The sequence below is a fragment of the Stagnihabitans sp. genome (assembly GCF_964946895.1).
This window is the reverse complement of sequence record NZ_CBBQHX010000006.1, coordinates 103766-126010: the sequence shown is the minus strand read 5'-3', so window position 1 is coordinate 126010 and position 22245 is coordinate 103766. Positions and strand designations below refer to the sequence as shown.

General features: G+C 62.9%; 22 protein-coding genes. 13 read left to right on the top strand and 9 right to left on the bottom strand.

What is annotated here, in order from left to right:
- Positions 1-52 precede the first annotated feature (52 nt).
- The 7 genes from AC1Y2B_RS05975 (at position 53) to AC1Y2B_RS05945 (ending at position 8677) form a co-directional block, all read left to right on the top strand.
- Positions 53-2422, top strand: coding sequence for a trimethylamine N-oxide demethylase (locus AC1Y2B_RS05975; RefSeq protein ID WP_482252152.1), 2370 nt, complete (start codon positions 53-55; stop codon positions 2420-2422).
- 8 nt (positions 2423-2430) lie between these two features.
- Positions 2431-2805 (top strand): group II truncated hemoglobin, encoded by a 375-nt coding sequence (locus AC1Y2B_RS05970; RefSeq protein ID WP_482252151.1) that lies wholly within the window; start codon positions 2431-2433, stop codon positions 2803-2805.
- 88 nt (positions 2806-2893) lie between these two features.
- Entirely contained in the window at positions 2894-4144 is a 1251-nt protein-coding gene (locus tag AC1Y2B_RS05965) for a sarcosine oxidase subunit beta family protein (protein ID WP_482252150.1), read from the top strand.
- 9 nt (positions 4145-4153) lie between these two features.
- Positions 4154-4438, top strand: a complete 285-nt coding sequence (locus tag AC1Y2B_RS05960; RefSeq protein WP_482252149.1) for a sarcosine oxidase subunit delta — start codon at positions 4154-4156, stop codon at positions 4436-4438.
- Positions 4435-7380: a sarcosine oxidase subunit alpha family protein gene (locus AC1Y2B_RS05955; protein WP_482252148.1), complete on the top strand. Its 2946-nt coding sequence runs from the start codon at positions 4435-4437 to the stop codon at positions 7378-7380. The genes AC1Y2B_RS05960 and AC1Y2B_RS05955 overlap by 4 nt, the downstream gene beginning before the upstream one ends.
- On the top strand, positions 7373-7936 hold the full coding sequence (locus tag AC1Y2B_RS05950) for a sarcosine oxidase subunit gamma (protein ID WP_482252147.1): 564 nt from the start codon (positions 7373-7375) through the stop codon (positions 7934-7936). Before AC1Y2B_RS05955 ends, AC1Y2B_RS05950 begins: the two co-directional genes overlap by 8 nt.
- Positions 7937-8020: 84 nt before the next feature.
- Positions 8021-8677 carry a helix-turn-helix domain-containing protein gene (locus tag AC1Y2B_RS05945; RefSeq protein WP_482252146.1) on the top strand — a complete coding sequence of 219 codons (657 nt, stop codon included), beginning with the start codon at positions 8021-8023 and terminating at the stop codon, positions 8675-8677.
- A gap of 184 nt (positions 8678-8861) precedes the next feature.
- On the opposite strand, the gene AC1Y2B_RS05940 is transcribed toward AC1Y2B_RS05945, so the two are convergent.
- The 6 genes from AC1Y2B_RS05940 to AC1Y2B_RS05915 are packed head-to-tail and all read right to left on the bottom strand — an operon-like array spanning position 8862 to position 12172.
- The gene (locus AC1Y2B_RS05940; RefSeq protein WP_482252145.1) at positions 8862-9140 is read right to left on the bottom strand and encodes a hypothetical protein; all 279 of its coding nucleotides are present in this window, start codon (positions 9138-9140) and stop codon (positions 8862-8864) included.
- Positions 9137-9832 carry a hypothetical protein gene (locus tag AC1Y2B_RS05935; protein WP_482252144.1) on the bottom strand — a complete coding sequence of 232 codons (696 nt, stop codon included), beginning with the start codon at positions 9830-9832 and terminating at the stop codon, positions 9137-9139. Before AC1Y2B_RS05935 ends, AC1Y2B_RS05940 begins: the two co-directional genes overlap by 4 nt.
- A 56-nt stretch (positions 9833-9888) precedes the next feature.
- A complete protein-coding gene (locus AC1Y2B_RS05930) occupies positions 9889-11328 on the bottom strand; it encodes an APC family permease (RefSeq protein WP_482252143.1) in 1440 nt (479 codons plus the stop codon).
- Positions 11321-11497 carry a hypothetical protein gene (locus AC1Y2B_RS05925; RefSeq protein ID WP_482252142.1) on the bottom strand — a complete coding sequence of 59 codons (177 nt, stop codon included), beginning with the start codon at positions 11495-11497 and terminating at the stop codon, positions 11321-11323. The genes AC1Y2B_RS05930 and AC1Y2B_RS05925 overlap by 8 nt, the downstream gene beginning before the upstream one ends.
- Before the next feature lie 7 nt (positions 11498-11504).
- Positions 11505-11882 carry a hypothetical protein gene (locus AC1Y2B_RS05920; protein ID WP_482252141.1) on the bottom strand — a complete coding sequence of 126 codons (378 nt, stop codon included), beginning with the start codon at positions 11880-11882 and terminating at the stop codon, positions 11505-11507.
- A 2-nt stretch (positions 11883-11884) separates the two neighbouring features.
- Positions 11885-12172, bottom strand: coding sequence for a hypothetical protein (locus tag AC1Y2B_RS05915; RefSeq protein ID WP_482252140.1), 288 nt, complete (start codon positions 12170-12172; stop codon positions 11885-11887).
- Between the two features lie 239 nt (positions 12173-12411).
- Between AC1Y2B_RS05915 and AC1Y2B_RS05910 the strand changes: the two genes are divergently transcribed.
- From AC1Y2B_RS05910 to glnT, 4 genes are read left to right on the top strand one after another with little or no spacing between them, the layout of a single operon-like run.
- Complete coding sequence (locus AC1Y2B_RS05910; RefSeq protein ID WP_482252139.1) at positions 12412-13308, top strand: class II glutamine amidotransferase; 897 nt, start codon at positions 12412-12414, stop codon at positions 13306-13308.
- Between the two features lie 3 nt (positions 13309-13311).
- Positions 13312-14001, top strand: coding sequence for a GltB/FmdC/FwdC-like GXGXG domain-containing protein (locus tag AC1Y2B_RS05905; protein ID WP_482252138.1), 690 nt, complete (start codon positions 13312-13314; stop codon positions 13999-14001).
- A 6-nt stretch (positions 14002-14007) separates the two neighbouring features.
- Complete coding sequence (locus tag AC1Y2B_RS05900) at positions 14008-15336, top strand: FMN-binding glutamate synthase family protein (RefSeq protein ID WP_482252137.1); 1329 nt, start codon at positions 14008-14010, stop codon at positions 15334-15336.
- A 24-nt stretch (positions 15337-15360) separates the two neighbouring features.
- Positions 15361-16680: a type III glutamate--ammonia ligase gene (gene glnT / locus AC1Y2B_RS05895; RefSeq protein WP_482252136.1), complete on the top strand. Its 1320-nt coding sequence runs from the start codon at positions 15361-15363 to the stop codon at positions 16678-16680.
- A 161-nt stretch (positions 16681-16841) separates the two neighbouring features.
- Here the strand turns inward: glnT and AC1Y2B_RS05890 are convergent, their stop codons facing one another.
- Positions 16842-18371 carry a UxaA family hydrolase gene (locus tag AC1Y2B_RS05890; RefSeq protein ID WP_482252135.1) on the bottom strand — a complete coding sequence of 510 codons (1530 nt, stop codon included), beginning with the start codon at positions 18369-18371 and terminating at the stop codon, positions 16842-16844.
- Positions 18372-18518: 147 nt separating this feature from the next.
- Between AC1Y2B_RS05890 and AC1Y2B_RS05885 the strand changes: the two genes are divergently transcribed.
- On the top strand, positions 18519-19217 hold the full coding sequence (locus AC1Y2B_RS05885; RefSeq protein WP_482252134.1) for a GntR family transcriptional regulator: 699 nt from the start codon (positions 18519-18521) through the stop codon (positions 19215-19217).
- Between the two features lie 6 nt (positions 19218-19223).
- The gene (locus AC1Y2B_RS05880) at positions 19224-20204 is read left to right on the top strand and encodes a sugar phosphate isomerase/epimerase family protein (protein ID WP_482252133.1); all 981 of its coding nucleotides are present in this window, start codon (positions 19224-19226) and stop codon (positions 20202-20204) included.
- Between the two features lie 122 nt (positions 20205-20326).
- Here the strand turns inward: AC1Y2B_RS05880 and AC1Y2B_RS05875 are convergent, their stop codons facing one another.
- Together AC1Y2B_RS05875 and AC1Y2B_RS05870 are read right to left on the bottom strand one after the other, a co-directional pair.
- Complete coding sequence (locus AC1Y2B_RS05875; RefSeq protein ID WP_482252132.1) at positions 20327-21160, bottom strand: amidohydrolase family protein; 834 nt, start codon at positions 21158-21160, stop codon at positions 20327-20329.
- Entirely contained in the window at positions 21157-22191 is a 1035-nt protein-coding gene (locus AC1Y2B_RS05870) for an aldo/keto reductase (RefSeq protein WP_482252131.1), read from the bottom strand. The genes AC1Y2B_RS05875 and AC1Y2B_RS05870 overlap by 4 nt, the downstream gene beginning before the upstream one ends.
- Positions 22192-22245: the final 54 nt, after the last annotated feature.

Genomic DNA, 22245 nt, shown 5'->3' with positions numbered 1-22245 from the left:
TTCACAATGAACAAGTTTTACGAAGAATGAAATCGCCCGCAAGCGAGGCCCCATGCTCGACAGCCCATACCCCCGCGTAAACCCCGGCCCCCCGAAGCCCAGTCGTATCCTGACGCCCCGTGATCTGCAGCGCAAGTCGGGGATGGAACGGTACGAGGTGCCCGGCGGCGGCGCCCTGATGGTCGAGATTGACGCCGGCGACCGCATCACTGTCACCAACTTCGAAGGTGGCCAAGTGGCCGAGGTGCTGGCCGCAGATGCCTCGGGCGCCATTGACCCGACGATCCTCGGCCAAATGGGCGATTGCGCCGGTGAAGGCCTGAAGGCCCTGATCACCGCTGGTGGACCCGGCATGGGCCGGCTGCGGGCTGGCTTGACGCGCCGGGGGATCGACCTTGGCAAGGCCAAGGCAATCCGCCTGTTTGCCGCTGATACCCCCGCCAAGACCGATGCCGGCTTCACCGTGCAGCGTCCGGGCCACCTGATCCTCGCCGCTCCCGGGTCTGCGATGTCGCCGCACGACCAGACCACGCTGACGCCCCTGATCCTGACGATCCAGCGCGCCAATCCTGCTTGGGCCAAGCTGCATGACCTGCCCGAACCGCTCGCTGACCCCAATTTGGACCTGCGCGTCTCCTCCGGCACGGCACGGGCTTACCATGTCAAGGCGGGTGACTATATCCAGATCATCGACGTCGATGGCCGCCAATGCACCGATTTCCAATGCTTTTCGGCCCGGAAGCTGGACAAGGGCATACAGGCGCCGCTGGACGTCACCACCTCTCGCACGCTGATGGGCCATGCCTATTCGATGCCGGGCCTGCACGCGAAATACTACGATCAGGATTGGGAGCCTCTTGTCGAGGTCATTCAGGACACGGTGGGCCGCCATGACGCCTTCGCCATGGCCTGCGCTGCCAAATACTACGATGAGATCGGCTACCCCGGTCATGCCAACTGCTCGGACAATTTCAACGGCGCCTTGGCGCCGCATGGCATTGATGGACGCCCCGGCTGGATGGCCGTCAACCTGTTCTTCAACACCGCCATCGACGCCCATGGCGTGCTGATCTCTGACGAACCGTGGAGCCGCCCCGGCGACTATGTCCTGTTCCGCGCCCTGACCGATCTGGTCTGTGTGAATTCCGCCTGTCCGGATGACACTTCCCCGGCCAATGGATGGTACCTCAGCGATATCCACATCCGCACCTATCCCGGTGCCGAGAAATTCTCCCGCGCTGTCGCCTGGCGCGCTACCCCCGATGCGGAGCCCAAGATGACCAAAGAGACCGCCTTCCACCCGGCCACCTCGGCTCGCACCCGCAACATGGTGGAATATCGCGGCTACTGGCTGCCCAACGCCTATGCCGCCGCTGGTCCGATCGAGGAATACTGGGCCTGCCGCGAGAAGGCCGTGGCGATCGACCTGTCTCCGCTGCGCAAGTTCGAAGTCACCGGGCCGGATGCCGAAGCCCTGATGCAATACACCCTGACGCGGGATGTGAAGAAGCTGGCGGTGGGGCAGGTGGTCTATTCCGCCATGTGCTACGAACACGGCGGCATGATCGACGACGGCACCCTGTTCCGTCTGGGCAAGGACAACTTCCGCTGGATCGGTGGCGACGATTTCGGCGGCATCTGGCTGCGCGAACAGGCTGAAAAGCTGGGGCTGAAGGTGATGGTGCGGTCATCGACCGACCAGCTGCACAACCTCGCCGTCCAAGGCCCGAACAGCCGCGAGATCATGAAGCGCATCATCTGGACCGCGCCGACGCAGGCGACGGTCGAGGAACTCGGCTGGTTCCGCCACACCGTCGCCCGCCTGCATGACTTCACCGGCGCGCCGCTGGTGGTGTCGCGCACGGGCTATACCGGCGAACTCGGCTACGAAATCTTCTGCCACCCGAAGGACGCCGAAGCCGTCTACAAGGCGGTGATGGAGGCGGGGGCTGACCTTGGCATCCGCCCGATGGGCCTGCTGGGGTTGGACATGGTGCGCATCGAAGCGGGCCTGATCTTCGCCGGCTACGATTTCAGCGATGAAACTGACCCGTTCGAGGCTGGCATCGGCTTCACCGTGCCCCTGAAATCCAAGCCCGACGATTTCATCGGTCGCGACGCATTGATCCGCCGGAAAGAGCATCCCTCCCGAAAATTCGTCGGCCTCGAAATCGACGCCGCCGTCGATGTCGGCCATGGCGATTGCCTGCACATCGGCCGCGCGCAAATCGGCGTCGTCTGCTCGGCCATGCGCTCTCCGCTGCTGGGCAAGCAGATCGCCCTTGCCCGTGTCGACATCGCCCATTCTGAAGCGGGCACGCAGGTTGAGGTCGGCAAGCTTGACGGCCATCAGAAGCGATTGCCGGCCGTGATCACAACATTGTCGGCCTATGACCCGAAGAAGACGCGGCCCCAAAGCTGATGGAACCGATGATCGACAAGATCGGGGGCGAAGAGGGCGTTCACGCCCTCGTCAACCAGTTCTATGATCTGATCGAAAGCCTGCCGCAGGGCGAAACCATCATGGCGATGCACCAGCAGGGCCATGGTCTGTCCCATGTCCGCCCCGCGCAGTTCGAATTTCTCTGCGGCTTTTTCGGCGGCAGGCGGTATTATATGGAACGCAACGGCCACATGAACCTGCGCGAGATCCACACCCATGTCGAAATCCGCCAGCAGGATGCCGATGACTGGCTGTGGGTGATGGCCAAGGCGATGGAAGACACCGCCGTGGCAGAACCGATGCGGGGCCAGATCATGGCCACCTTCACCCGCGCCGCCAACATGTTGGTGAATGTGGCCTGATGGCCGGAAACAAGACTCGGATGGCGGAAATCGTGCAGCCCGGGGGCCTACCCCGCGCTAGGTTCGCGTCAAGCAAACGGAGATCACTATGCGCTATTCCGGCTTTCGGATCCTCAAAGAGGCGCTGACGGGGCACAAGGGGTGGGGCCATGCTTGGCGCGACCCGGTTCCGCAGGCATCCTACGATTACATCATCGTGGGCGGTGGCGGGCATGGGTTGGCCACGGCCTATTACCTCGCCAAGGAGTTCAAGCAGGCGCGGATTGCGGTGCTGGAAAAGGGCTATCTGGGTGGGGGCAACGTCGGGCGCAACACAACGATCATCCGGTCCAACTACCTGTTGGACGGCAACGAGCCGTTCTACGAATTCTCGCTGAAGCTGTGGGAGGGGTTGGAGCAGGACTTCAACTACAACGCGATGGTGTCGCAGCGCGGCATCATCAACCTGATCCACACCGACGCGGCGCGGGATGCGGCGACACGGCGCGGCAATGCGATGATCATGAACGGCGCGGATGCCGAGTTGCTCTCCAAAGAGCAGGTCAAGGCCATGTATCCTTTCCTGAATTTCGACAATAACCGCTTCCCGATCAAGGGCGCCCTGATGCAGCGCCGAGGCGGTACGGTGCGGCATGACGCGGTGGCTTGGGGCTATGCGCGGGGGGCTGACAGTCGCGGCGTGGACCTGATCCAGAACTGCGAAGTCACGGGTATGAGGATTGAAAACGGCAAGATTCTGGGGGTTGAGACCTCCAAAGGTTTCATCGGGGCCAAGAAGGTTGGCGTCGCGGTGGCAGGGTCGTCGTCCAAGGTGATGGCCCATGCCGGGATGCGCCTGCCGATGGAAAGCCACGTCCTGCAAGCCTTCGTGTCCGAGGGGCTGAAGCCCCTGATCGACGGCGTGATGACCTTCGGCGCGGGCCATTTCTACGTCAGCCAGTCCGACAAGGGCGGTCTGGTGTTCGGTGGCGACATCGACGGCTACAACTCTTACGCCCAACGCGGCAACCTGCCGGTGGTTGAAGACGTCATCGAGGGCGGCATGGCGCTGATGCCGATGATCGGCCGCGCCAGACTGCTGCGGACGTGGGGCGGGATCATGGATATGTCGATGGATGGCAGCCCGATCATCGACAAGACCCATATCGACGGGCTCTATTTCAACGGCGGCTGGTGCTATGGCGGCTTCAAGGCCACCCCCGCCAGCGGCTGGTGTTTTGCGCATCTGCTGGCGAAAGACGAACCCCATGTGACGGCCAAGGCCTATCGGTTTGATCGCTTCCTCAAAGGGTTGATGATCGACGAAAAGGGCCAGGGCGCGCAACCGAACCTGCACTAGGAGCTTCCCATGATCATCAATCACCCCATTCTCGGGCCAAGGGATGCGCAGGAATTCGTCTATCTGGGCGATGCCAGCCTGATCCACCGACCTGATGGCCTGACGGCCTCGATCGAGACCTTCCACGACTACGCTTACCTGCGCGACAACCCCGCCGGTCTGCACCGCGAACTGTGGTATCACGAACAGGGCGACCGGTCGTGGCTGGTGGTGACGCGCAATACCGTCACGCATGAAATCACGAAAGTGGAACTGGCCCGCGACGTGGCCCGGGCTGAGGGGCGTTCCAAATGAGCCAGACCAACCGCATCGCAGGCGGCCAGATCGACCGCAGCAAGACCCTGCGCTTCCATTTCGATGGCCTGCCATACTTGGGCCATCCGGGTGACACGCTGGCCTCTGCACTGCTCGCCAATGGCGTCCGCCTGATGGGCCGCAGCTTCAAGTATCACCGTCCGCGCGGGCCGATCTCGGCGGGGTCCGAAGAGCCGAACGCGCTGGTGGAACTGCGCACCGGCGCGCGGCAGGAACCCAACACGCGGGCGACAGTGGCCGAATTGTTCGACGGACTGACGGCGCAAAGCCAGAACCGCTGGCCCTCACTGAAGTTCGACGCGCTGGCGATCAACGACCGCTTCAACAGCTTCTTCACGGCGGGCTTCTACTACAAGACCTTCATGTGGCCGGCGTCTTTCTGGGAGAAGGTCTACGAACCGATCATCCGCCGTGCGGCGGGCCTTGGCAGCCTGACCAAGCTGGAGGACCCTGATGAGTACGACAAGGGCTTCCTGCACTGCGACCTCCTGATCATCGGCGCGGGGCCTGCGGGGCTTTCGGCGGCTTTGACGGCGGGTCGGGCGGGCGCAAGGATCATTCTGGCAGATGAAGACTTTCGCATGGGCGGGCGTCTGAACGCCGAGACGTTCACCTTGGGCGACCAGTCCGGGGCGGATTGGGCGCAAGCGGCGGTGGCGGAACTGGCCTCCCTGCCCAATGTCCGCCTGATGAACCGCACGACCGTTGTCGGCGCTTTCGACCACGGCATCTACGGCGCGGTGGAGCGGGTGTCTGATCACCTTGCGGTGCCGGAAGCCAACAAGCCCCGGCAGACCTTCTGGCGCATCTACTCCAAGCGGGCGATCCTCGCCGGGGGTGCCACCGAGCGGCCGATTGCCTTTGAGAACAACGACCGTCCGGGGATCATGCTGGCCGGGAGCCTGCGCGCCTATGCCAACCGCTGGGGCGTCGCGGTGGGCGACCGCACTGCGATTTTCACCAACAATGACGATGGTTTGCGGACCGCAGTTGATCTGCAAGCCAAGGGCGTTGACGTGGTGGCGGTGATTGACAGCCGCGAGGGCGGCGACCTGCTTGCCGGCATCCGCCACCTGCGCGGGGCGCAAGTGGTGAACTCGGACGGGCGGCTTGGGCTGTCGCAGGTCACCATCCGCAAGGCAAATGGTGCGACCGAGGTGATCAAGGCCAACGCGCTTGGCGTGTCGGGCGGTTGGAACCCGAACGTCAACATCACCTCGCACCACCGCTCGCGCCCGATCTGGCGCGAGGACATCGCGGCCTTCGTGCCGGGGTCCGGTGAGATTGCCAATCTTCTGGTCGCGGGCGCTGCTGGCGGCACCATGTCCACCCACGGCGCGCTGGTGACCGGGGACGAGATGGCCCGTAAGGCGCTGGAAAGCTTGGACCTGACGGCCAAGGTGTCCAACCTGCCCAAGGCCGAAGATGCCCCGGTGCGCATCCAGCCGCTTTGGTATGTCGAAGGATCCAGCCGGGCGTGGATCGACCCGCAGAATGATGTGACCGTCAAGGACATCAAGCTGGCGCATCAGGAGAACTTCACGAGCGTTGAGCATCTCAAGCGCTATACGACGCTTGGCATGGCGACCGATCAGGGCAAGACCGGGAATGTGCTGGGTCTGGCCGTGATGGCGGGGCTGACCGGCAAATCGATCCCCGAGACGGGCACGACGATCTACCGACCGCCCTATACGCCTGTGGCCTTGGGCGCGCTTGGTGGGCGCGGACGCGGCAAGGAATTCAAGCCCTTCCGCCTGACCCCCAGCCATAAATGGGCCGAGGAGCAGGGGGCGACTTTTGTCGAAGTGGGCTACTGGCTGCGCACCCAGTGGGTGCCGAAGGCGGGTGAGACCGAATGGCGGCAGTCGGTCGACCGTGAGGTTCTGGCGACGAGGAAGTCGGTGGGCATCTGCGATGTGACCACCTTGGGCAAGATCGACATTCAGGGCACCGATGCTGGCGCTTTCCTCGACAAGGTCTATGCCAATACCTTCAGCACCTTGGGCGTCGGCAAATGCCGCTATGGCCTGATGCTGCGCGAAGATGGCATCGTTTATGACGATGGCACCACCGCCCGCATGGGGCCGAATGAATATGTCATGACCACCACCACCGCCAACGCAGTTCTGGTCTTCCGCAATCTGGAATTTGCCCGCCAAGTGCTGTGGCCGGATCTGGACGTGCAGATCATCTCCACCACCGAGGCTTGGGCGCAATTCTCGGTTGCGGGGCCGAATGCTCGGAAGTTGCTGCAAAAGGTGGTGGATCAGGACATCTCTGACGCCGCTTTCCCCTACATGGGGGCGGCAGAGATCACCGTGGGCGGGCTGCGCGCGCGTCTGTTCCGCATCAGCTTCTCGGGCGAGTTGGCTTATGAGATCGCCGTGCCGACGCGCTATGGCGACGGCCTGATCCGCAAGCTGATGGAAGCGGGGCGGGAGTTTGATGCCGTGGTATACGGCACCGAAGCCTTGGGCGTGATGCGCGTTGAAAAAGGCCATGTGGCGGGGAACGAGCTGAACGGCACCTCAACCGCGCTGAACATGGGGCTCGGCAAGATGGTCAGCCGCAAGAAGGACTCGATCGGCATGGTGTTGAGCCAGCGCGATGGCATGACGCAGGCTGATGGGTTGCGGCTGGTCGGGGTGAAGCCGGTCAACCCGGCGGACGCCTTGAAGGCGGGCAGCCACTTCGTCCGCACCGGGGCGGAACCCAAGATCGAGAACGACGATGGCTGGTTAACCTCGCTGGTCTATTCGCCGCACCTTGGGCATTACATCGCTCTTGGATACCTCAAGAACGGGTCCAACCGCATCGGCGAGAAGATGCGCGCCGTGAACCTGTTGGCCGGGACTGACACCGAAATCGAAATCGTCAGCCCGCATTTCATCGACCCGGAAGGGGAGCGTCTCCGTGCCTGATTTCATCCTGAAACCGATCACCGCCCTCGGCCACGACCGGCCAGAGGTCGACACCATCGGCCCTTGGGTCATCACCGAACGGGCCGATGTGGCGCTGGCCTCTTTGGCCGTGCGACGCGGTCGGTTGGCCGAAGTGCAAGCGGCCGCGGCGGGGGCGGGCGTGCCGTTGCCCGGCCCCGGAAGCGCGGCCCAAAGCGCCGTCTACGGCGCTTTCTGGATGACGCCAGAAATGTGGATGGTCGAGGCACCGCTGGCCAGCCACGAAGACATTCGCCCGATCCTGCTGAAGGTGTTCGGCGATGCCGCCTCGATCACCGAACAGACCGACGCCTGGGTGCGCTTCGATCTTGCCGGCGAAGGGCTGGCCCGGGTGTTGGAGCGGCTGTCGAATTTCGACTTCAGCAAATCGTCGGGGGCCGCGACCCGGACAGTGATGGAACATCTGGGCTGCTATCTGATCAAGCGTTCGGACGCATTGGTCACGGTCTATGGCCCGCGCTCGTCGGCGCAAAGCCTGCATCACGCGCTGGTTGTGGCGGCGCAATCGGTGCTGTGACCCCGGGTCCGTGTCAGTTTCGCTTGTCGCGGGGTCACTTTTTTCCCTATAGTGAAAAAAGTGACCCTTTTTCCAGCGGTAGACATGACCGACGAAGCCATTCCCTTTGTTCCGCGCGGCAAGCCCGCCCTCAGTCAGGACCCGCACAAGGTTCGTGACATTTCCGAACGCAACCTAGAGGCCGCGATTGGCCGCGAGGTGCGGGCATTCCGGCGGCAGCAAGGCCTGACGGTGGCGGATCTGGCGCAGGTGACCGGGCTGTCGATCGGCATGTTGTCGAAGATCGAGAACGGCATCACCTCGCCGTCTTTGACCACGCTGCAGGTCTTGAGCCATGCGTTTTCGGTGCCGGTGACCTCGTTCTTCAAATCCTATGAAGAGCGGCGAGAGGTCCAGCATGTGCAGGCCGGCGACCATATCGAGGTGGAGCGGCGCGGAACGCGGTCGGGGCACCAATACAACCTTTTGGGCCATATCGGGTCGAACAATTCAGGCGTGGTGGTGGAACCCTACCTGATCACCCTGTCAACCGAGGCTGACATTTTTCCGACCTTCCAGCATGAAGGGCTGGAACTGCTGTACATGCTGGAGGGCGAGGTGACCTATCGGCATGGTGACAAGCTGTTCCACCTGAAGCCGGGTGACAGTCTGTTCTTTGATGCTGACGCGCGGCACGGGCCGGAAATTCTGAACAAGCTGCCGGCAAAATACCTGTCGGTGATTGCTTACCCGCAGGGCTAAGGCCCGGTTGCTGGATTGGGGCTGATGGAGCGGAACTGTGCCGGGGCGGGGAAGCGCGCCTCGGAACGCTCCCACCCACCCACCCCGCGCTCCGAGGCGCGGGACAGGGTGTGCTTTTGGCTGGCCCCGGAGGGTTTCACACCCTCCGGACCTCCTGTGGAGTATTTTTTCAAAGAGAAAAGTCTCAGGGAGCGGTGTTTTGCGCCCTTGTCGACAGCGTCCAGCGCAGGCGGGCGGTACGGTAGGCATCCGGGATCGACAGCGCATAGACGAAGAGACCGCCGGCGAGGTGGCCAACCAGCGAGGCCTGCGCCGGGGCGGTGAGGAAGGTGATCGTGCCGAGGATCAGCATGAAGAACAGGAACATCAGCCCGCGGGTCGGTTGGCGGTTCAGCACTTGCCCGCAGCCCGGAAGCAGCAGCGCTGTGGCAAGGACAAGGTAGGGGTGGGGCGGCTGTTTCATGCGGAGGCTTTCAGCGGGTCATGACGTTTGGGGGCCAGCGCAGTGTGCAGGTCGGCAAGGCTGTCCAACAGGTCCAGCAGGCGTGCTGCGGGAAAGGGCGTGCGGCCGAGTTCGGCGTCGCGGAAGATCAGATAATTCGTCCGGTCGGCCTCTTCCGCCAGCACGACGAGGCGCAGCCCTTTGGGAGACATGACGACCTCTTTGACCTTCGGGTCGCCGAAAATCCCTGCGATGCCGGACATCTGGACCGGGGGTGGCAGATCCTTGACGGCGGTGCAGCGCAGCGTGCAGTCGGGCGGGAAGCCCGCGGGCAGTAGCGCCTCCAGCGGCATTTGCGCGTAGGTCGAGAAGCTTTCCTGGCCGGTGGCGCGGGCCATGACATGGGTCTCGCCCGAGAGGGGTTGCGGTTCGGTGACGGTGACCATCACCCAAAGCGCGGGAAGTTTGCGGAAGGTCAGGCTGTCGGGAATGGCTTGCAGATCGACGCTGAGCCCGCGGTAGCGGCCAGCGACCCGGGCAAAGCCGGTGGGCTGGATCAGGCTGCGCAGGTCCTCCATCAGGCCGACGCAGGCCGCGAAATACCCGGCCCGGGCGATCTTGCGGGCCGGGGCGGCCGTGCGCAGATGGCGGAAGGTCTGGACGATCCAGATGCCAAGGCCGGCCGCAAGCAGGATTAGGATCAGCCGGGACATCCAAGGGCGCCTTTCAGGAAGACCGGCCCGCCTTTGTCAGCGGGCCGGGGTTGGGGTCAATAGCCCTTCGGGCGTGGCCAGGGCATGGTGAACTGCGCTGCACGGCTGACGAAGCGATAGCGCCAGAAGTGGAACCACAGCGAGGCCACGATGTAGAAAGCGATCATCGCCACCAGTTGCGTGCCATAGCCAAGGAACACCGCAAAGAAGGTGATGGCGCACAAGGACAGCAGCACGATGGAGGGCAGCGGGTGGAACGGATGTTCATAGCCGCGCTTGATGCTTCCCATCGGCCATTTCTTGCGGAACAGGATCATGTTGAGCGGCATGAACGTATATTCCAGCAACCCCGACAGGATCGAGAAGGTCACCACTTGGTCAAGCGGCGCCTTGAGCGCGAAGGCAAGGGCGATCGGCACAAGAAAAATGATCGAGCGGTACGGCGTACGAAACTTCGGATGCACCGCCCCGAACCAGCCGGGCAAGTACTTGTCACGCCCCAGCGCGAACCAGGCGCGGGAGGCATCGTTGATGCAGCCATTGGCGCTTGCCAGCGTGGCGAACAGGGTGCCCACGCCCAGCAGCCAGATCAGCGGTTGCGATTGGGTCAGGCGGGCTGCGTCGAACAGCGGAGCGACCGAGCCGTTGACGCCATCCCCCAAGAACTCCCACGGGATCAGGCCGGTGCAGATGTACCACGTCAGCGTCGCGGCAATCAGCAGGGTCATGATGCCCGCCAACGTCCCGAAGGGCAGAGCGCGGGCCGGCGAGCGGACTTCTTCGGCGGCCTGGGTCGTGCCCTCGATGCCAAGATAGTACCACAGGCCGAAGTGCATCGCGGCCAGAACGCCGATCCAGCCATAGGGCAGGGCGGCAGGACCTGCGAAAAGGTCGGCATGATGCATCATCGACGCGCCGGTGATCCCCGAGGTGGACAGGAACAGCACGATGATTGCGGCAAAGGCAATGGCGGTGATGACCAGATTGAAGGTCAGCGTCGCCAGAACCCCGCGATAGTTCAGCCAGGCGAGGAACATGATCGACAGCACAATGAAGGGCCGTTGATCTAGATCCGTGATGCCGGACGACAGCCGTGCCACCTCGGAAATCAGATAGCCCGCCGTGATGGCGTTGGCGGCTTCCAGCATCGTATAGGCGAAGACGAGATAGAGCCCGACGTTGAAGGCCATCAGCGGTCCGACGATGTGCTTGGCCTGCGTATATTGGCCCCCGGCGGCGGCGACGGTCGAGGTGACCTCGGAATCGATCATGGCCACGCAGGTATAAAGGATGCCCGCGAACCAGCAGGCGATCAGGGCGGCGTAGGCTCCACCTTTGCCGACGGCAAAGTTCCAGCCCATATATTCACCCACCAGAACGATGCCGACGCCCAGGGCCCAGACGTGGGCTGGCCCCAGCACGCGCAAGAGCCCGACGTTGGTGCCGTGTGGCCCCATGCCGTCGATCTGTTTCGAGGTGATGTCAAACTCAGCCATGATGCCCTCCCTGCGCTTCGGTCATGGCCTCAAGTTCGCCCTCGCGGGACGAGGTCAGGACCTCTTCGGAATAGGTCGAGTCGGTCTTCAGCCAGTCGATCACCATGTAAAGCCCGAAGACCGCCGACAGCGCCCAGGCCGCATATTCCGCATAATTCCAGATGTTCATCGCGCCCTCACCCGTCGAACTTTTCCGCGATGACTTCGCGGTATTCGGTTTCAGAGAATTTCAGCATCAGGGCGTAGTAGGCGATGATGATGACGACCATGGTCATCAGGGCGACGATGGAAAAGCTGTAATCATACCGGGCGTTGATCACGTCCGAGATGCTGGCGGGGTCGGTGAAGCCAAGGGCGTTGTACTGCGCGATCTCGGTCGCGTTCTGGCCCATGCCGTCCCATGTTGTCTGGGCACCGGCCGGGACCGACTTGGAACCGCCGGCGAGGCCCATGAACAGGGGGATGTAAAGCGCGCCGAAGGTCAGGGCCATCAGCACGACAACGTCAAACAACTGGCTGAGTTTGCCTTGCTTGGGGGGAACGTAACGGGACATCCTCACCTCCGCGCGGCGCGGGCGGCATCAAGAAACTTGATGTCCAGCCCATACATGAAGTCACGATCCTCGCGGTAATGGCGCAGCATGGCCATGATGGCGGCGGTGTTGAACACCAGAATAACCGCCCCCGCGATCAGCAACAGAATGCGCGCCGTACTATTCGGCGCAAGGTTCCAGGTGGCAATGGCCACAAAGATGATGGCGAACCACAAGCCAAGCACAAACGCCCAGGCAACACGGGTGTCGCTGCGGTGCATGGCCTGAATTCTTTGATCCAGGTCTGACATTATCCCTCCCAAATGGCCTTGCGCCGGACGGGCTGGCCTGCTTGCCCGTTTCTCCTCCCGGCAATTTTGTTTTCTTTCAGGAAACGCCCGCCGTGACATTCTGTCAAGAAATCTATTCGGTGCCGCGAAAATAGGCGTTTTCGCTGGGGGCGATTGCACTCAGGTCAAAAAAGTTTCCTGACAGTTGAACAGTGCCCGCTTCAGTGCTAGCGTCAGGAAAACTTGGAAGGAGACTCACCATGTGTGGCATCGTTGGGCTGTTCCTGAAGGACCCCAGCCTGGAGCAGCACCTAGGCTCTATGCTGACCGATATGCTGATCACCATGACGGACCGCGGTCCAGACTCGGCCGGCATTGCGATCTACTCCGGCGCGGGCGAGGGCAGGGCGAAGATCACCGTGCAATCGTCCAACCCGGGCCGCGAATTTGCCAATCTGGACGCGGATTTGAAGGACGCCATCGGCACCCCGGTGCTGATGCTGGTCAAGGACACCCATGCGGTGCTGGAAGTGCCGTTGGATCAGCTTGACGCGGCCCGCTCGGCCCTGTCGCACCTTCGCCCGAATGTGAAGGTCATGAGCGCGGGCGAAAGCATCGAGATTTTCAAGGAAGTCGGTCTGCCGAAAGACGTGGCCGCCCGCTTTGGCGTATCGAAGATGCATGGCACGCATGGCATTGGCCACACCCGTATGGCCACCGAATCAGCCGTGACGACGATGGGTGCGCACCCGTTCTCGACCGGGTCGGACCAGTGCTTGGTCCACAACGGCAGCCTCTCCAACCACAATGGCGTGCGGCGCGAGCTGAAGCGTCTGGGCATGACGTTCGAGACCGAGAATGACACCGAAGTCGGCGCCGCCTTCATCAGCCACAAGCTGCAGAGCGGCGACACGCTGGGCCATGCGCTGGAAGCGACCCTGACCGACCTTGACGGCTTCTTCACCTTCGTCGTCGGCACCAAGAACGGCTTCGGCGTTGTGCGTGACCCGATTGCCTGCAAACCCGCCGTCATGGCGGAAACGGATCAATACGTCGCCTTCGGTTCGGAATACCGCGCCTTGGTCAACCTGCCCGGTATCGAGGATGCCCGCATCTGGGAACCCGAACCCGCCACTGTCTACTTCTGGGAGCGTTAAGGAATGCAGACCTTCGATCTGAGCAAGGAGGGCCTGCGTGCCTTGAACTCCTCCCTTCACGCGCTGAAGGGTCAGACCAACATGACCGCCTGGGACATCATCAATCCCAAGGGTGCCCATGCGATTGCCGCCGGCGTCGATGCACCGGTGGAGATCACCGTGCGCGGCTCGACCGGCTACTACTGCGCGGGCATGAACAAGCAGGCCAGCATCTACATCAAGGGCTCTGCCGGGCCGGGCGTGGCGGAAAACATGATGTCGGGCAAGGTCGTCATCGACGGTGACGCCAGCCAATACGCAGGGGCGACCGGGCGCGGCGGCTTGCTGGTCATCAAGGGCAACGCCTCGTCGCGCTGCGGGATTTCGATGAAAGGGATCGAGATCGTCGTGCATGGCAACATCGGTCACATGTCCTGCTTCATGGCGCAATCAGGCTCCATCGTGGTTCTGGGCGACGCCGGGGACGCCTTGGGCGACTCGCTCTACGAGGCCAAGCTCTTCGTGCGCGGCAAGGTGAAGTCCCTCGGTGCCGATTGCATCGAAAAGGAAATGCGCCCCGAGCACTTTGAGCATCTGGAAGACCTGCTGCGTCGGGGCGAAGCGGACCACAAGGCCAAGCCGGAACAGTTCCGCCGCTATGGTTCGGCCCGCAAGCTTTACAACTTCAATATCGATAACGCCGCGGCGTACTGAGGCAACATGAGCGATTTCCCCCACACCCCGCCGAAAATGTCGTGGACCTTTTCCAACGACGTGAACGCCGAAATCCGCCGCGCTGCCGCCACCGGGATCTATGACATCCGCGGCGGTGGGTCCAAGCGCCGCCTGCCGCACTTTGACGACTTGTTGTTCCTTGGGGCCTCCATCAGCCGCTATCCGCTGGAAGGCTACCGCGAGAAGTGCGCCACCGATGTCTGGCTGGGCACCCGTTTTGCCAAGAAGCCGATCCATCTGGACATTCCTGTCACCATCGCCGGCATGTCCTTCGGCGCCCTGTCCGGCCCCGCCAAGGAGGCCCTCGGCCGTGGCGCGTCGGCTGCTGGCACTTCGACCACCACGGGCGACGGTGGGATGACCGAAGAAGAGCGCGGCCATTCCAAGACCTTGGTCTATCAATACCTTCCCTCGCGCTACGGCATGAACCCCGATGACCTGCGCCGTGCGGATGCCATCGAGGTCGTCGTCGGCCAAGGCGCCAAGCCCGGTGGCGGTGGCATGCTGCTGGGTCAGAAGATTTCCGACCGCGTCGCAGCCATGCGGAACCTGCCCAAGGGCATCGACCAGCGCTCCGCTTGCCGGCACCCCGATTGGACCGGGCCGGACGATCTGGAAATCAAGATCCTTGAAATCCGCGAGATCACGGACTGGGAAAAGCCGATCTACGTGAAGGTCGGCGGCGCACGTCCCTACTATGACACCGCACTGGCCGTGAAAGCCGGGGCTGACGTTGTGGTTCTGGACGGCATGCAGGGCGGCACCGCTGCCACGCAGGACGTCTTCATCGAAAACGTCGGCATGCCGATCCTCGCCTGCATCCCGCAAGCGGTGAAGGCGCTGCAAGACCTTGGCATGCACCGCAAGGTCCAGCTGATCGTCTCGGGCGGTATCCGTACTGGCGCGGACGTGGCCAAGGCCATGGCCTTGGGCGCGGACGCAGTCGCCATCGGCACGGCGGCGCTGATCGCACTTGGCGACAACGACCCGGCGCTGGAGGCGGAATACAACAAGCTTGGCACAACCGCCGGCGCCTATGACGACTGGCACGAAGGCCGCGACCCGGCAGGCATCACCACGCAGAACCCGGATCTCGCCGCCCGCTTCGACCCGGTTCTGGGGGGGCGTCGCCTGAAGAACTACCTGAAAGTGATGACGCTGGAAGCGCAGACCATCGCCCGCGCCTGCGGCAAGAACAACCTGCACAACCTCGAACCCGAGGATCTGTGCGCACTGACGATCGAGGGCGCTGCCATGGCGGGCGTTCCCCTTGCAGGCACCAACTGGATTCCGGGCCGTAACGGCGGATTCTGACAAAAAGCGAACAGGGAGACTATAATGTCAAACGATCCGACCAAGGATCTGGCCGCCTGGGCCAAAGAACGCGGCGTCAAGTACTTCATGATCTCCTACACCGACCTGTTCGGTGGCCAGCGCGCCAAGCTGGTGCCGACACAGGCGATCAACGACATGGTGGTGGAGGGCGCGGGTTTTGCAGGCTTCGCCACCTGGCTTGACCTGACGCCCGCCCACCCCGACCTGATGGCCGTGCCCGATCCGTCCTCGGCCATCCAGCTGCCGTGGAAAAAGGATGTGGCCTGGGTCGCCGCCCGCGCCACGATGGAGGGCAAGCTGGTCGACCAAGCCCCCCGCAACGTGCTGGAGCGTCTGATCGGCGAAGCCGCCAAAGAGGGCCTGCGCGTCAAGACCGGGGTGGAGCCGGAGTTCTTCATCCTGAACGCCGAAGGCACCCAGATTTCCGACCCCTACGATACGGCGGAAAAGCCCTGCTACGACCAGCAAGCTGTCATGCGCCGCTATGACGTGATCGCGGAAGCCTGCGATTACATGCTGGAACTGGGCTGGGAAGCCTACCAGAACGACCACGAAGACGCGATCGGCCAGTTCGAGATGAACTGGAAGTACGACGACGCCCTGCAGACCGCCGACAAGCACAGCTTCTTCAAGTTCATGATGAAGTCGGTCGCCGAAAAGCATGGCTTCCGGGCGACGTTCATGCCCAAGCCCTTCAAAGGCCTGACCGGTTCGGGCTGCCACGCCCATATCTCGGTCTGGAGCCTTGACGGCAAGACCAACGCCTTCTCCGACCCGACCAAGGAACTGAGCCTGTCCGACCGCGGCCGCACCTTCCTCGGCGGCATCATGAAGCACGCCTCGGCTCTGGCCGCGATCTGCAACCCCACGGTCAACAGCTACAAGCGCATCAACGCGCCGCGCACCTCGTCGGGCGCCACCTGGGCTCCGAACACGGTGACTTGGACCGGCAACAACCGCACCCACATGGTGCGCGTCCCCGGCCCGGGCCGCTTCGAACTGCGCTTGCCCGATGGCGCGGCCAACCCCTATCTGCTGCAGGCCGTGATCATCGCCGCAGGTCTTGACGGTGTCCGCACCAACGCCGACCCCGGCAAGCGCTACGACATCGACATGTACCAGCAAGGCCACCTTGTGAAGGGTGCGCCGAAACTGCCGTTGAACCTGCTTGACGCCCTGCGCGAATACGACAAGGACAAGACCCTGAAAGCCATGATGGGCGAGGAATTCTCCACCGCCTTCATCAAGCTCAAGACCAAAGAGTGGAACAGCTACGCCTCCCACTTCTCGTCTTGGGAACACGAAAACACACTGGATATCTGACACTTGCGAGTTAAACTTAAGCCCCCGGATGAATTCCGGGGGCTTTTGCATTTGCTCCTTTGGAAATACTCCACGGAAGGGTCCGGGAGGGTGTGAAACCCTCCCGGCGCAGGGGGGCGGGGGGCGGCGGCGCCCCCCGCTTCCGGGTCCGCAGAGCGCTTTCACATGACAGCGCCCATCGCCCACGGCACGAATTCCGCGCCGCCGAAGCCCAGTTCCTCGGACTTGGTCTTTTCGCCAGAGGCCACGCGCAGGAACAACTCGAAGATCTCCTGCGCCTTCGCCTCCAAGCTCACGCCTTTCGTGATGATGTCGCCGCAGTTGATGTCCATATCCTCGGACATCCGGTCGTACATTTCCTGATTGGTCGCCAGCTTGATGCAGGGCGTCGGCTTGTAGCCCGAGACAGAGCCCCGCCCGGTGGTGAAGGCGATCAGGTTCGCGCCCGAAGCAATCTGTCCGGTCACCGAGGCCGGGTCATAGCCTGGGCTATCCATGTAGACAAAGCCGCGTTCGGTGATCGGTTCGGCGAATTTGTAGACCTGCGTCAGGGGCGCCGTGCCACCCTTGGCCACGGCCCCCAACGACTTTTCAAGGATGGTCGTCAGGCCGCCCTTCTTGTTGCCGGGCGAGGGGTTGTTGTCCATCTCTCCGCCGAGGCGTGCGGTATAATCTTCCCACCACTTGATCCGCTCGACGATCTTCTCGCCGACCTCCTGCGACACGGCCCGCCGCGTCAGCAGATGCTCCGCCCCGTAGATTTCGGGTGTCTCGGACAGGATCGTGGTGCCACCATGCGCCACCAGAAGGTCTGAGGCCGCGCCGAGTGCCGGGTTTGCCGTGATCCCCGAATAGCCATCCGAACCGCCGCACTGCATGCCGACCATCAGATGTTCCAGCCCGGCTGGTTCGCGGCGGTGTTCGTTGGCCTTGGCGGCCATCGCTTTCAAGGCCGCCACGCCCCGCTCGACCGAGCGCCTTGTGCCGCCCACATCCTGGATCGTCATGTGCCGCAGGTTGCCGTCGCTGCGCAGCCGCTCGGCGCCGACAAGGTTTGCCACCTGAAGCACTTCGCAGCCCAGACCCACCACCAGAATGGCGCCGAAGTTGGGGTTCTTGGCATAGCCTTGCAGGGTGCGCAACAGGGTGGCGTAGCCTTCATCCTTGCCCGACATGCCGCAGCCGGTGCCATGGGTGATCGCCACCACGCCGTCGATGTTGGGGTAATTCTTCAGCCAGCCTTCACGCTCGCAGGCCTCGACGATGAACTTGGCGACCGAGCCCGAGCAATTGACCGAGGTCAGGATGCCCAGATAGTTGCGCGTGCCATATTTGCCGTCAGCGCGGGGATAGCCCATGAACGTGCGCTTTTCCGTGACCACGGGCTGCGGATGCCGTTCTGATGCATAGGCATAGTCGGTCGAATGCGCCCCCATGCCAAGGTTGTGGCTGTGGATATGCTCTCCGGCGGCAATCGGCTGTGTGGCGTTGCCGATGATCTGGCCATAGCGGATCACCTGTGCGCCGGTCGCAATGGCCTGAGTTGCGATCTTGTGGCCGCGCGGAACGGCACGCACCAAGGGGGCCGCAAGGTCTTCCAGCACTGTTCCGGCACTCAGGTCTTTCAACGCGATGATCACGTTGTCGGCCGGGTGCAGGCGGATCACGGCAGTTGCAGTCGGGTTCGTCATGGACTTGCGGCCTTCTACCAAAGGGAACACGGGCATTTGCGCCAAGGCAGGTGAGGCGACAGTTGACAGCAACTTTGCCCCAGCTAACATGTTAGTATGCTACAAGGTGAGAGCCAACCCCCACAAGAGGCCGCGATCGAGGTGCAAATGCCCTCGCGTCGTCCTTTGCGTCCCCTGGACGGCTTCCAGGGCTCGCTCGCGCAGCGGGTGTACGCCAGCTTGCGCGAAGCGATCCTGTCGATGTCTTTCCGCCCTGGCGACATAATCCGCAAGCCCGAAATCTGCGAGGCGCTTGGCGTCTCGCGCAGTCCGGTGTCCGAGGCGGTGGCCCGGCTGGCGGTGGAACATCTGGTGCGGGTTGTCCCGCAGGCCGGCACTTATGTCGCCCGCTTTTCGCTGGATGAAATCCGCGAAGGTGCCTTTCTGCGAGAAGCGCTGGAATTGGCGGCGGTGGAGCGGGTCGCGCGCGAGATCACCGATGACCAGTTGGTGCATCTGCGCCGCAATCTGCGTCTGCAACAGGCCCTGATCGAGGATATGGATATCGGCGGTTTTTACCAGACCGATGCGGCCATGCATGAACTGATCCTGTCCTTCACCGGCTTCAAACGGGTTGCGGCGCTGGCTGACACGTCATGGGTGCATGTCAACCGGGCACGCCAACTGATCTTGCCCGCCCCGGGCCGGGTACAGGCCACCCTGACCGAACATCAGGCCATCCTCGCCGCCATCGAGGCCCGCGACCCGCAAGCGGCACGGGATGCCACGCGTCTGCACCTTGGCAAATTGATTGGCTTTCTGGAGCCCTTGGCGCTATCGCGTCCCGACCTGTTTGAACCCGACTAGGATACCATGATCCCGACCAAGCCCCGCCCCAATTCGCCCAGGTATGCCGCACGCCTGAATGCCTTCAAGCTGGGTCTGACCAAGCCCACTGTGGCCGATCTGATCGCAAGAATTGCCGAGGTGCCCGGGATCGACGCCGCCGATCTGAACTTTCCCGATCATGTCGACGGCTACACCCCGGCAGAGCTGTCGCGGATCATGTCCGACCACGGCATTGCGCTGAACGGGGTTGCGATGCGCTACTACACCGATCCGGGGTTCCGGCTGGGGGCCTTTTCGAACCCGGATGCCAAAGTTCGGCAGGCGGCGGTGGATATCACCAAGCGTGGTCTGGATGCGATGGCGGACATGGGCGGCAAGGTGATGACGCTGTGGATGGGGCAGGACGGCGTCGATTACGCCTTTCAGGGCAATTATGCGCGGATGTGGGAGGACAGTCTGGAGTGTCTTGCCCAGGTCTGCGACCACAACCCCGCCGTCGATATCTCTCTGGAATACAAACCGAACGAGCCGCGTGCCTTTTCCCTGATGCCCGACATCGCCACCAACCTTTTGGCGATCAAAGAGGTTGGCCGGGCCAACACGGGCATCACGCTGGACTTCTGCCACGTCTTGTTTGCCGGCGAAATTCCGGCGCAGTCCGCGCAGCTTGCGGGCCGCCACTCGCGCATCCTTGGGGTGCATCTGAACGATGGATACGGCAAGCGGGACGATGGCTTGATGGTGGGCTCGGTCCACCCGATGCAGACGCTGGAGCTGTTCGTGGAACTGGACCGGCAGGGCTATGACGGGGTGATCTACTTTGACACCTTCCCCGATCATTCCGGGCTGAACCCGGTGGCGGAAGCGGCGGCCAATGTCGAGATGACCGACCGTCTGCGTGCCACCGCCAAACGCCTGGCCGCCGATCCGACCCTGACCGCGGCCACCGAAGCGCAGGACGCGGCGGCGGCGTTCCGGGCGGTTTCGGCGCACCTGTACCGCTGACCCGCCCGATCTTTCCGCCCCGATCTTTCTGTGAAAAATTGAAGTGCCGTGTCGTCTTCGAAGAAACAACGACGTTTCGCCGAAACGTCGTTGTTTCAGGTTTTCGCCAAAAAGTCGCCCGGTTAAAGCTCGTAGAACTCTTCCGCCGTTCCGCCATAGATGCGCTTCTGATCAGCCAGTGACAGATGCGCGGTCAGGTGCCGTGCGGCGGACAGCCAGTCTTCATAGTCTGCCCGCAACCGGCAGACCGGCCAGTCCGAGCCCCACATGATCCGCTCAGGTCCGAAGACCTTCAGGATATGCTCGACATAAGGACGAAGGCGGTCGACCGACCACTCTGGCCTATCCTCGGTGATCAGGGCCGAGAATTTTACCAGCGCCCCGGTCTCTCCGGCCAGACGGGCCATGCCTTCGGCCCAGAAGGTGAAATTGGCCTCGGAATGATCGCGGATCTGCGGCTTCATGCAATGGTCGATCACCGTGCGCAGCTTGGGATAGCGTTTCAGGATGGTCAGGAAATTCGCCAGATGGCGGGGAAACCCCAAGGCGTCAAAGGTCAGATCCAGATCGGCCAGGGCGGCATAGCACCATTGCACGTCGCGGCGCAGCATCCAGTCGTCATCCGGGATGTCTTGGATCATCGGTCGCACACCCTTGAACTTCGGATGGCCCTTCAGCCGCTCCAGCACCTTTACATCCGAGGGGGTTTCGAAATCCACCCAGCCGACGACGCCCTTGATGAAGTCCGAGGCATCGGCAAGGCCCAGCATGTATTCGGTTTCCACGACCGTCGCCGCCGCCTGCACCAGAACCGTGCCGTCAATCTTGTGCCGCACGAGGGTGCCAACCAGATCGCCGGGGCGATACACCCGGTCCAGCACCGCATTGCCCTTGGGCATCCAGTCATAATCGCCCCGCGCCGGATTCCAGAAATGCTGATGGCTGTCGATTCTCACGCAAAATCTCCTGTCGGGGCATCCGCGCGCATCAGGCCGGCGGCTTTCAGGTCGACCCAAAGGGCCGGGGGAATGACTGCGGCTGCAGCGCGGCCATTCGCTTCGACCTCGGCCACGCCCTGTCCGCCGGGAATGACCGACAGGATGGCAGGGTGCAACAAGGGGAACTGGAACGCGGCATCGACCAGCCGCACCGCGTGCTGGGTGCAGATCGCCTCGATCTTCGCCACCTTCTCCAGCACCCAAAGCGGGGCCGGGTTGTAATTGTAAAACGCCCCCGGGCGTGCGCCCGTGGCCAGCACGCCCGAATTGTAGGGGCCGCCGATCACCACGCCCACGCCACGCTGCACGCAAAGCGGCAGGAAAGACGTCAGCGCCTCCTGCTCCAGCAGGGTGTAGCGGCCCGCCAGCAGGAAGATGTCGAAATCACCGCGTTCCAGCAGCCACTGCGCCGGTTCATTTTCGTTGATTCCAGCCCCAAAGCCGCGGATCACCCCCTGATCGCGCAGTGCCCGCAGCGCGTGGTAGCCGCCGCTCATGAACTCTTCCAGCCGCGCCTGCATGGCCTCGGCCGAGCCGTGGGTGAAGATGTCCAGATCATGGGCATAAAGAATGTCGATCCGGTCCAGCCCGGTCCGTTCCAGACTGAACTCGACCGAGCGCATGACGCCGTCGTAGGAATAGTCAAAAATCTCCTTCCGGTTCGGCACCTCAAACCATTTGCCGATGCCGTCGCGGGTTTCGCCCGTGCGGGTGGGGCGCAAAAGCCGCCCGACCTTCGACGAGACCACAAAGCCCGTCCGGCCAGCCAAGGCCCGGTTCAGCCGGGTTTCCGACTGGCCAAGGCCATAAAGCGGTGCGGTGTCGAAATAGCGCACGCCAAGGTCCCAGGCGCGGGTCATGGTGGCATGGGCCTCATCGCCCGACACGGGCTTGTAAAGCCCGCCGATCGGGGCGGTGCCGAAGCCCAGTTCGGTAAACTTCAGGGCACCCTTGCCCAAACGATCCCAGAGCCTTGTCTTCAATTGCATGTCCTCCCCGCAGATGGCTAACATGCTAGTATGAATCGTTTGGGATGTGCAGCC

Bases quoted from the DNA above. Each gene is read 5' to 3' on its own strand.
- AC1Y2B_RS05975 (WP_482252152.1), top strand. From the start codon at position 53: ATGCTCGACAGCCCATACCCCCGCGTAAACCCCGGCCCCCCGAAGCCC.
- AC1Y2B_RS05970 (WP_482252151.1), top strand. From the start codon at position 2,431: ATGATCGACAAGATCGGGGGCGAAGAGGGCGTTCACGCCCTCGTCAAC.
- AC1Y2B_RS05965 (WP_482252150.1), top strand. From the start codon at position 2,894: ATGCGCTATTCCGGCTTTCGGATCCTCAAAGAGGCGCTGACGGGGCAC.
- AC1Y2B_RS05960 (WP_482252149.1), top strand. From the start codon at position 4,154: ATGATCATCAATCACCCCATTCTCGGGCCAAGGGATGCGCAGGAATTC.
- AC1Y2B_RS05955 (WP_482252148.1), top strand. From the start codon at position 4,435: ATGAGCCAGACCAACCGCATCGCAGGCGGCCAGATCGACCGCAGCAAG.
- AC1Y2B_RS05945 (WP_482252146.1), top strand. From the start codon at position 8,021: ATGACCGACGAAGCCATTCCCTTTGTTCCGCGCGGCAAGCCCGCCCTC.
- AC1Y2B_RS05940 (WP_482252145.1), bottom strand. From the start codon at position 9,140: ATGAAACAGCCGCCCCACCCCTACCTTGTCCTTGCCACAGCGCTGCTG.
- AC1Y2B_RS05935 (WP_482252144.1), bottom strand. From the start codon at position 9,832: ATGTCCCGGCTGATCCTAATCCTGCTTGCGGCCGGCCTTGGCATCTGG.
- AC1Y2B_RS05930 (WP_482252143.1), bottom strand. From the start codon at position 11,328: ATGGCTGAGTTTGACATCACCTCGAAACAGATCGACGGCATGGGGCCA.
- AC1Y2B_RS05925 (WP_482252142.1), bottom strand. From the start codon at position 11,497: ATGAACATCTGGAATTATGCGGAATATGCGGCCTGGGCGCTGTCGGCG.
- AC1Y2B_RS05920 (WP_482252141.1), bottom strand. From the start codon at position 11,882: ATGTCCCGTTACGTTCCCCCCAAGCAAGGCAAACTCAGCCAGTTGTTT.
- AC1Y2B_RS05915 (WP_482252140.1), bottom strand. From the start codon at position 12,172: ATGTCAGACCTGGATCAAAGAATTCAGGCCATGCACCGCAGCGACACC.
- AC1Y2B_RS05910 (WP_482252139.1), top strand. From the start codon at position 12,412: ATGTGTGGCATCGTTGGGCTGTTCCTGAAGGACCCCAGCCTGGAGCAG.
- AC1Y2B_RS05905 (WP_482252138.1), top strand. From the start codon at position 13,312: ATGCAGACCTTCGATCTGAGCAAGGAGGGCCTGCGTGCCTTGAACTCC.
- AC1Y2B_RS05900 (WP_482252137.1), top strand. From the start codon at position 14,008: ATGAGCGATTTCCCCCACACCCCGCCGAAAATGTCGTGGACCTTTTCC.
- glnT (WP_482252136.1), top strand. From the start codon at position 15,361: ATGTCAAACGATCCGACCAAGGATCTGGCCGCCTGGGCCAAAGAACGC.
- AC1Y2B_RS05890 (WP_482252135.1), bottom strand. From the start codon at position 18,371: ATGACGAACCCGACTGCAACTGCCGTGATCCGCCTGCACCCGGCCGAC.
- AC1Y2B_RS05885 (WP_482252134.1), top strand. From the start codon at position 18,519: ATGCCCTCGCGTCGTCCTTTGCGTCCCCTGGACGGCTTCCAGGGCTCG.
- AC1Y2B_RS05880 (WP_482252133.1), top strand. From the start codon at position 19,224: ATGATCCCGACCAAGCCCCGCCCCAATTCGCCCAGGTATGCCGCACGC.
- AC1Y2B_RS05870 (WP_482252131.1), bottom strand. From the start codon at position 22,191: ATGCAATTGAAGACAAGGCTCTGGGATCGTTTGGGCAAGGGTGCCCTG.